At 76.4% G+C, this 6,661-nt stretch carries 7 protein-coding genes; 3 read left to right on the plus strand and 4 right to left on the minus strand.

Features of this window, described 5'->3' with window-relative positions; translation table 11 throughout:
• Positions 1-112 precede the first annotated feature (112 nt).
• Entirely contained in the window at positions 113-1,498 is a 1,386-nt protein-coding gene (nhaA, locus tag G6556_RS16060; RefSeq protein WP_166943694.1) for a Na+/H+ antiporter NhaA, read from the plus strand.
• Positions 1,499-1,635: 137 nt separating this feature from the next.
• On the opposite strand, the gene G6556_RS16065 is transcribed toward nhaA, so the two are convergent.
• The 4 genes from G6556_RS16065 to G6556_RS16080 are packed head-to-tail and all read right to left on the minus strand — an operon-like array spanning position 1,636 to position 3,951.
• Positions 1,636-2,151, minus strand: coding sequence for a thioredoxin domain-containing protein (locus G6556_RS16065; RefSeq protein ID WP_166943697.1), 516 nt, complete (start codon positions 2,149-2,151; stop codon positions 1,636-1,638).
• A 50-nt stretch (positions 2,152-2,201) separates the two neighbouring features.
• Complete coding sequence (locus G6556_RS16070; RefSeq protein ID WP_166943700.1) at positions 2,202-3,233, minus strand: NAD-dependent epimerase/dehydratase family protein; 1,032 nt, start codon at positions 3,231-3,233, stop codon at positions 2,202-2,204.
• Positions 3,230-3,760 carry a hypothetical protein gene (locus G6556_RS20300; RefSeq protein ID WP_166943703.1) on the minus strand — a complete coding sequence of 177 codons (531 nt, stop codon included), beginning with the start codon at positions 3,758-3,760 and terminating at the stop codon, positions 3,230-3,232. The genes G6556_RS16070 and G6556_RS20300 overlap by 4 nt, the downstream gene beginning before the upstream one ends.
• Positions 3,757-3,951, minus strand: a complete 195-nt coding sequence (locus tag G6556_RS16080; protein WP_166943706.1) for a hypothetical protein — start codon at positions 3,949-3,951, stop codon at positions 3,757-3,759. The genes G6556_RS20300 and G6556_RS16080 overlap by 4 nt, the downstream gene beginning before the upstream one ends.
• A 134-nt stretch (positions 3,952-4,085) precedes the next feature.
• On the opposite strand from G6556_RS16080, the gene mqo reads away from it, so the two are divergent.
• Positions 4,086-5,723, plus strand: a complete 1,638-nt coding sequence (gene mqo, locus G6556_RS16085) for a malate dehydrogenase (quinone) (RefSeq protein ID WP_346774944.1) — start codon at positions 4,086-4,088, stop codon at positions 5,721-5,723.
• A 299-nt stretch (positions 5,724-6,022) separates the two neighbouring features.
• Positions 6,023-6,628: an NAD(P)H-dependent oxidoreductase gene (locus G6556_RS16090; RefSeq protein WP_166943708.1), complete on the plus strand. Its 606-nt coding sequence runs from the start codon at positions 6,023-6,025 to the stop codon at positions 6,626-6,628.
• Positions 6,629-6,661 lie beyond the last annotated feature (33 nt).

Raw genomic sequence — 6,661 nt, forward strand, 5'->3', positions numbered from 1 at the left:
CGTCCGGCGGCCCCGGCTCGGCATACTGGCGCTGCCCACCGCGTTGTCCGACGTCGGGGCCGGGTCCGGCCCCTCGTCAGCCGCCCGTCACCGACCGCGAGGGGAGCCGCCCGTGGCCACGGACGCCGCCGAGCCCACCCGTGCCGTTCCCGGCCCGCCGCTGCGGGTCCGCCTGCCCTCCGTCAGCCCGTCGGTGCGCGACTTCCTCGCGACCGAGGCGGGCAGCGCCGTGTTCCTGCTCGGCGCCACGGTGCTCGCGCTGGTGTGGGCGAACTCGCCGCTCGCGGACTCGTACGACGCGCTGTGGTCGACGTCCGCCGGCTTCCACCTGGGCTCGTTCGGGCTGGACCTCAGCCTGCACCACTGGGTCAACGACGCCGCGATGGCGGTGTTCTTCTGCGTCGTCGGCCTGGAGATCAACCGCGAGATCACCAGCGGCGAGCTCCGCGACCGCCGAACCGTCGCGGTGCCGGCGCTCGGGGCCCTCGGCGGCCTCGCGGTCCCGGCGCTCATCTACCTGCTGTTCAACGCCGGCACCGAGGCCGCGCACGGCTGGGGCGTGGTCATGTCGACCGACACGGCGTTCCTGGTCGGCATCCTCGCGCTGTTCGGCCCCGCGTGCCCCGACCGGCTGCGGCTGTTCCTGCTGACGCTGGCGATCGTCGACGACATCGGCGCGATCACGGTGATGGCGGTGTTCTACAACGACGGCGTGGACACCGCGGCGCTCGGGGTCGCCGGGGCGCTGGTGCTCGCGCTGCTGGTGCTGCGCTGGCTCGGCGTGTGGCGGCTGACGCCGTACGCGGTCATCGGCGTCGCGCTGTGGTTCGCGGTGAACGCCTCGGGCGTGCACGCGACGCTGGCCGGCGTGCTGGTCGGGCTGCTGCTGCCGTCGCGCCCGATGGCCCGGGACCACGTCGAGCAGGTGCCGCGGTGGACCGAGGGCCTGGTCGCCGAGCCCACCGCCGACCGGGAGCACCTCGCCGAGCTGGCGGCGCGCGCCACGGTGCCGGCCGGCGAGCGGCTGCAGCGGCTGCTGCACCCCTGGTCGGCGTTCGTGATCGTGCCGGTGTTCGGCCTGGCCAACGCGGGCGTGCGGCTCGACCCCGAGGCCCTGCGCGCGGCTGCGACGTCCACGGTGACGATCGGCGTGGCGGTGGCGCTGGTCGCCGGCAACACCCTCGGCATCACCGGCGCCGCGACCCTGGCGATCCGCACCGGGCTGGGCCGGCTGCCGGGCCGGGTGCGCTGGGGCCACCTGCTGGGCGGCGCGGTGCTGGCCGGGATCGGGTTCACGATCTCGCTGTTCATCGCGGAGCTGGCGTTCGAGGGCGAGCTCGTGGAGCAGGCCAAGATCGGCATCCTCGCCGGCTCGCTGATCGCCGCGGTGCTCGGCACGATCCTGCTGCGGATCCTGGGCGACCGGCTGCCGCTGTGCTCGCCCGACGACGACCTGCCGACCGGCCTGCCGCCGCGCCCCTGGGTCGCGGGGTCCTGATCGACTGGTCCTGATCGCCGGGTCCCGGTCGGCCCGTCCTGGTCTCCAGGTCCATCGCCACCGGATCGTCGCGCCGCCACCGGGACGACAGGGTGAGCGCGCGACGATCGGGTGGGGACGCGGCGGCGCCCCGGGCGTCAGCGCGCCGGGGTCGCCGCCGCGGCGGCCGCGCGCAGGGCGGCGAGCTCGACCGGGCCGGCGTACCGCTCGCCCTGGACGAGCAGCGTCGGCGTGCCGCGCACCCCGAGGCCGAGCCCGCCGACGTAGTCCGCCTCGACCAGGTCCGCGAACCGCTGCGCCCCCTCGCCCGCGACGGCCGCGGGGTCCAGGCCGAGGCGCGCGCCGGCGGCCCGCAGGTCGGGCTCGGCCAGCCGGTCCTGCTGCGCGAACAGCAGCCGCTGCATCTCCCAGAACAGCCCCTGCTCCGCGGCGGCCTCGGCCGCGAGCGCCGCGATCAGCGCGTGCGGGTGCACCTGGAACAGCGGGAAGTGCCGCCAGACGAGCCGCACCCCGCCGTCCGACTCCTCGACCAGCCGCCGGAGCACCGGCTCGGCATCCCGGCAGTACGGGCACTCGAGGTCGCCGTACTCGGTGATCGTGACGGGCGCGGCGGGGTCGCCGAGGACGAGCCGGGGGGCCTGGGCGTCGGGCATGCCCCCAGCATGCCGTGCCCGGGCGGCCCCGGGCACGGCACCCCGCGCGGTCAGCGCGGCCGCATCGGCGGGCTGGCCGTCCCGGCGCCGCGGGCGATCCCCGCCACGAGCTGCCGCATCGCCTGCACCCCGGTGTACCGCGGGTGGAACCCGAGCTGCCGCTCCGCCCGCTCGGTGTCGAGGACCGGCACCGACGCCGCCAGGTCGAACCACCCGGGTCCGATGGGCGCCAGCCGCGCGTGCCACGCCAGCTGCAGCGCGGTCCGCACGGGGGCGTGCGGCACCTCGCGCCATCTCCCGCGGGAGAGCACGTCCGCCACGTCGGCGGCCCGGATCACCCCGGGCCCGGCGATGTTGTACGGGCCGCGCGCCTGCCGGACGACCGCCTCGCGGTACGCGTCGGCGAGGTCGTCGGCGTGCACCGCCTGCACCCGCAGGCCCGCGGGCCAGGGCAGGACCGGCAGCCGGTTGTCGAGCAGCCCCGCGGGCACGAACGGCCCGAGGAAGTACCGCTTGATCTCGTGGCCGGCGGCGTGCTGGAACACCAGCGCCGGGCGCAGCCGCGCGATCGTGAGGGTCGGGTGGCGCAGCTCGGCCTCGTCCAGCAGCCGCTCGACCGCGACCTTGTCGACGCTGTAGTCCGACGACCGGACGCCACCGGTGTCCCACTCCTCGTCGCGCGGCTCGTCGGAGTACGACGGGCTGTACGCGCCGACGGACGAGGCGACCACCAGGTGCGGCACGCGGGCCTCGACGACCGCGCCGAGGACGCGGCGCATCCCGTCGACGTTGACCCGCCGGAGCTGGTCGCGGTCGTGGCTCGGCTGGATCAGCCAGGCGAGGTTGACCACCGCGTCCGCGCCGGCGAACACCCGGCGCAGCCGCTCGACCACGGGGCCGTCCGGGCCGCGCTCGCCGATGTCGACCCCGTGCCAGTCGGCGGTGTCGTAGGGCGGCGGGGGCGTCCGGCGCGGCACGCGCCGGGCCACGCCCACCAGGGAGGTGACGGTGGGGTCGTCGCGGAGCCGGCGCAGCACCGCCGTGCCGACGTTGCCGCTCGCCCCGATGACGACGACCCTCACCGCGCCTCCTCGGACCCGGCCGGCTGACCGGGCTCCCCGTGCTCGGCGAACGCCTGCTCGCGCGCGACCTGGCCCAGCCGGGTGAGCGTCGCGATCTGGTCGTCCGCCTGGTCGAGCAGCCGCTGCAGGCGCGCCTCGTCCAGCCCGAGCTCGTCGGCCCAGATGTGCAGCGTCTCCCACAGGCCGCGCTTCGCGGTCACCGCGGCCCGCATCAGGTCCAGCTCCAGGACCGCGGTGAGCGGCGAGGGGTCGGAGAGCCGGCCGTTGGGCTTCAGCCGGCCGGCGCGCTCGACGACCGCGAGGCCCACGCGTTTGACCACCGAGGGCCGCACGCCGAGCCGGTACGCGGTGTCGCGGAGCCAGTCGCGCTCGTCGGTGACCTCCTGCGCGATCCGCGCGAGCGCGGGGCCCAGCGGCGTGTCCGCGTACGCCTCCGCCATGCGGCCGAACCGCGCGCTGCCGCCCTGCGCCCCGGCGAGGTGGTCGCCGAGGTAGGAGTCGAGCAGCGTGCGGTCGAGCTGCCTCACGGGGTGTCGGCGGCGCCGCCGTCGGCGCCGTCCGCGCGCGGGTTCAGGTTGTCGGGCTCCGCGTCGGTGTCCGGGTCGCCCTCGTCGCCGCCGGCCGCCTGGGTGCCGGTGCGCGGGTTGAGCATCTCCGGGTCGGAGTCCGGGTCCTCAGCGGGGTCGTAGCCGTTCTGCGTGGTGTCGTCGGTGCTCATGGGCCCACGCTGGCACCAGCCCGGGGACCTCGCACGCCGAACGGAGCGCCGTCGCCCCTCGGGACGATCGTCCCTGGCGCCCACCCGTCGAGGATGATGCACGACCACGCCGTCGCGCTGGTTACCATCGAGTCGTGCCCTCAACTGTCGAGCCGGTCGATGTCGTCCTGGTCGGTGGCGGGATCATGTCCGCCACGCTCGCCACCCTGCTCTCCGAGCTCGAGCCCTCCTGGCGGATCGAGATCGTCGAGCGGCTGGACGGGATCGCCCTGGAGAGCACCGACGCCTGGAACAACGCCGGCACCGGGCACGCCGCGCTCTGCGAGCTGAACTACACCCCCGAGCGCGCCGACGGCTCCGTGGACATCGCCAAGGCGGTGACGATCAACGAGCAGTTCGCGCTGTCCTGCCAGCTGTGGGACCACCTGCGCGCCGAGGGGCGGCTGCCCGACGACTCGTTCCGCTCGCCCGTGCCGCACCTGACGTTCGTGCGCGGCGCCGCCGACGTCGACTACCTGCGCCGCCGGCACGCCGCGCTGACCGCGCACCCGCGGTTCGCGCACCTCGAGTACTCCGAGGACCCCGCGATCATCGCGTCCTGGACCCCGCTCGTCATGGCGGACCGCGACCCGGACGAGCCCGTCGCGGCCACCCGCGCGCTCGACGGCCTCGACGTGGACTTCGGCACCCTGGCCCGGCGCATGGTCGACGACCTCGTGGCGCGCGGCGCCCGGGTCCGGCTGCAGCACGAGGTCCGCCGGATCAGCCGGCGCCGCGGCGGCGGCTGGCGGCTGCACCTGGTCGACCGGGCGTGGAACGCCAGCCCGAAGCGGTCGACGCTGGACGCGCGGTTCGTGTTCATCGGCGCCGGCGGCGGCGCGCTGCGGCTGCTGCAGGACGCCGGCATCCCGGAGATCAAGGGCTACGGCGGCTTCCCGATCAGCGGCCAGTTCCTGCGCACCACCGACCCGGCGCTCGTCGCGCAGCACCGCGGGAAGGTCTACGGCAAGGCCGCCGTCGGCTCCCCGCCGATGTCGGTGCCGCACCTCGACACCCGCGTGGTCGCGGGCAGCCCCGCCCTGATGTTCGGCCCGTACGCCGGCTGGAGCATGAAGTTCCTCAAGGCCGGCTCGTGGACCGACCTGCTCCGCACCGTCCGCCCGGGCAACCTGGTCCCGCTGGTCGCGGTCGGCCTGCACAACCTCGACCTGCTGAAGTACCTGATCACCGAGGTGCTCGCGAGCCGCGACGCCCGGATGCGCACGCTGCGCGGCTTCATGCCGACGGCGCGCGAGCGGGACTGGGAGCTCATCACCGCCGGCCAGCGCGTGCAGGTGATCAAGCGCGGCAAGGGCGGCGGCGTGCTGGAGTTCGGCACCGAGCTGATCACGGCTGCCGACGGCTCGATCGCCGGCCTGCTCGGCGCCTCGCCCGGGGCGTCCACCGCGGCGTCCGCGATGCTCGACCTGCTGCGCCGGTGCTTCCCCGAGCGGTACGCCGGCTGGCGGCCGCGGCTCGAGGAGATGATGCCGCAGCTCGCCGAGGGCAGCACCGCGGTGCCCGGCGGCGGCGAGGCCCCCGACGCCGACCCGGACCTCGAGACCGAGGACCCCGCCCGCTCGGGCGGGTCGCGCCGGGCCGACGACGCCGACGCCACCGAGGGCGTCGGCCACGAGCCGGGGCCGGAGCCGCGCGACGCGTCGCAGCGGGCCGCGGGCCGCCGCCCGGCGCGCCCGACGCTCCCCCGCCGCCGGGACACCCCGGTCGCCTGACCCGGCCGGCGCCGGCGCCGCGACGCACCCGCCTCGGCCCGCGCCGCCGCACGCGCGACCCCGCTCGCCGGCGCGCCGCCGACGCGGCCCCGCCCGGCCGCGCACCGTCGCCGAGATAGGGCCTCCCGGCTGAGATAGGACCGTCTCCGGCCCTATCTCGGCCCGCGGGTCCTACCTCGGCGACGGAGACGAGCGCGCGGGAGCGGGCCCGCGGCCCCGGCGCGCGGCGCCGAGGCGCGCGGCCCGATGGCGCGCGGCGCCGGGTCGCCGGACGGCGGGCGCGGGGGGAGCGTGGGGGCATGAGAGCCGTCGTCCTGAACTGCACGCTGAAGCCGTCGCCGCAGCCGTCGAACACCGAGCAGCTCGCGCGCGTCGTCGTCGAGGCCCTGGAGGGCCACGGCGTCGAGGTCAGCACCATCCGGCTGGCCGACCACGACATCCCGCCCGGCGTCGAGTCCGACCTGGGTGGCGCCGACGAGTGGCCGGCGGTGCGCCGCGCGGTCCTCGACGCCGAGATCCTGGTCGTCGCCACCCCGACGTGGGTCGGCCACCCGTCGTCGGTCGCCCAGAAGATGCTGGAGCGGATGGACGCGATGATCTCCGAGACCGACGACGCCGGCCGGCCGGTGGCGTACAACCACGTCGCGGGGGTGGTCGTCACCGGCAACGAGGACGGCGCGCACCACGTGATCTCCGAGATCCAGGGCGGGCTGGTCGACATCGGGTTCACGATCCCGCCGCAGTCGTGGACCTACTGGAACCGCGGGCCCGGCCCGGGACCGGACTACTCCGGCACCGAGGAGGGGCACGACTGGAGCCACTCGACCGGTCGCGCGATGGCGCAGAACCTGGTGGGCGTGGCCCGCGCGCTGGCCGCCACCCCGCTGGGCCCGCCGGCCTCCTGACCCGCGGTCGCCCCGCCCGCGGCCGCGGGTCAG

Source organism: Cellulomonas sp. IC4_254, assembly GCF_011603975.1.
Taxonomy (GTDB): Bacteria; Actinomycetota; Actinomycetes; order Actinomycetales; family Cellulomonadaceae; genus Cellulomonas.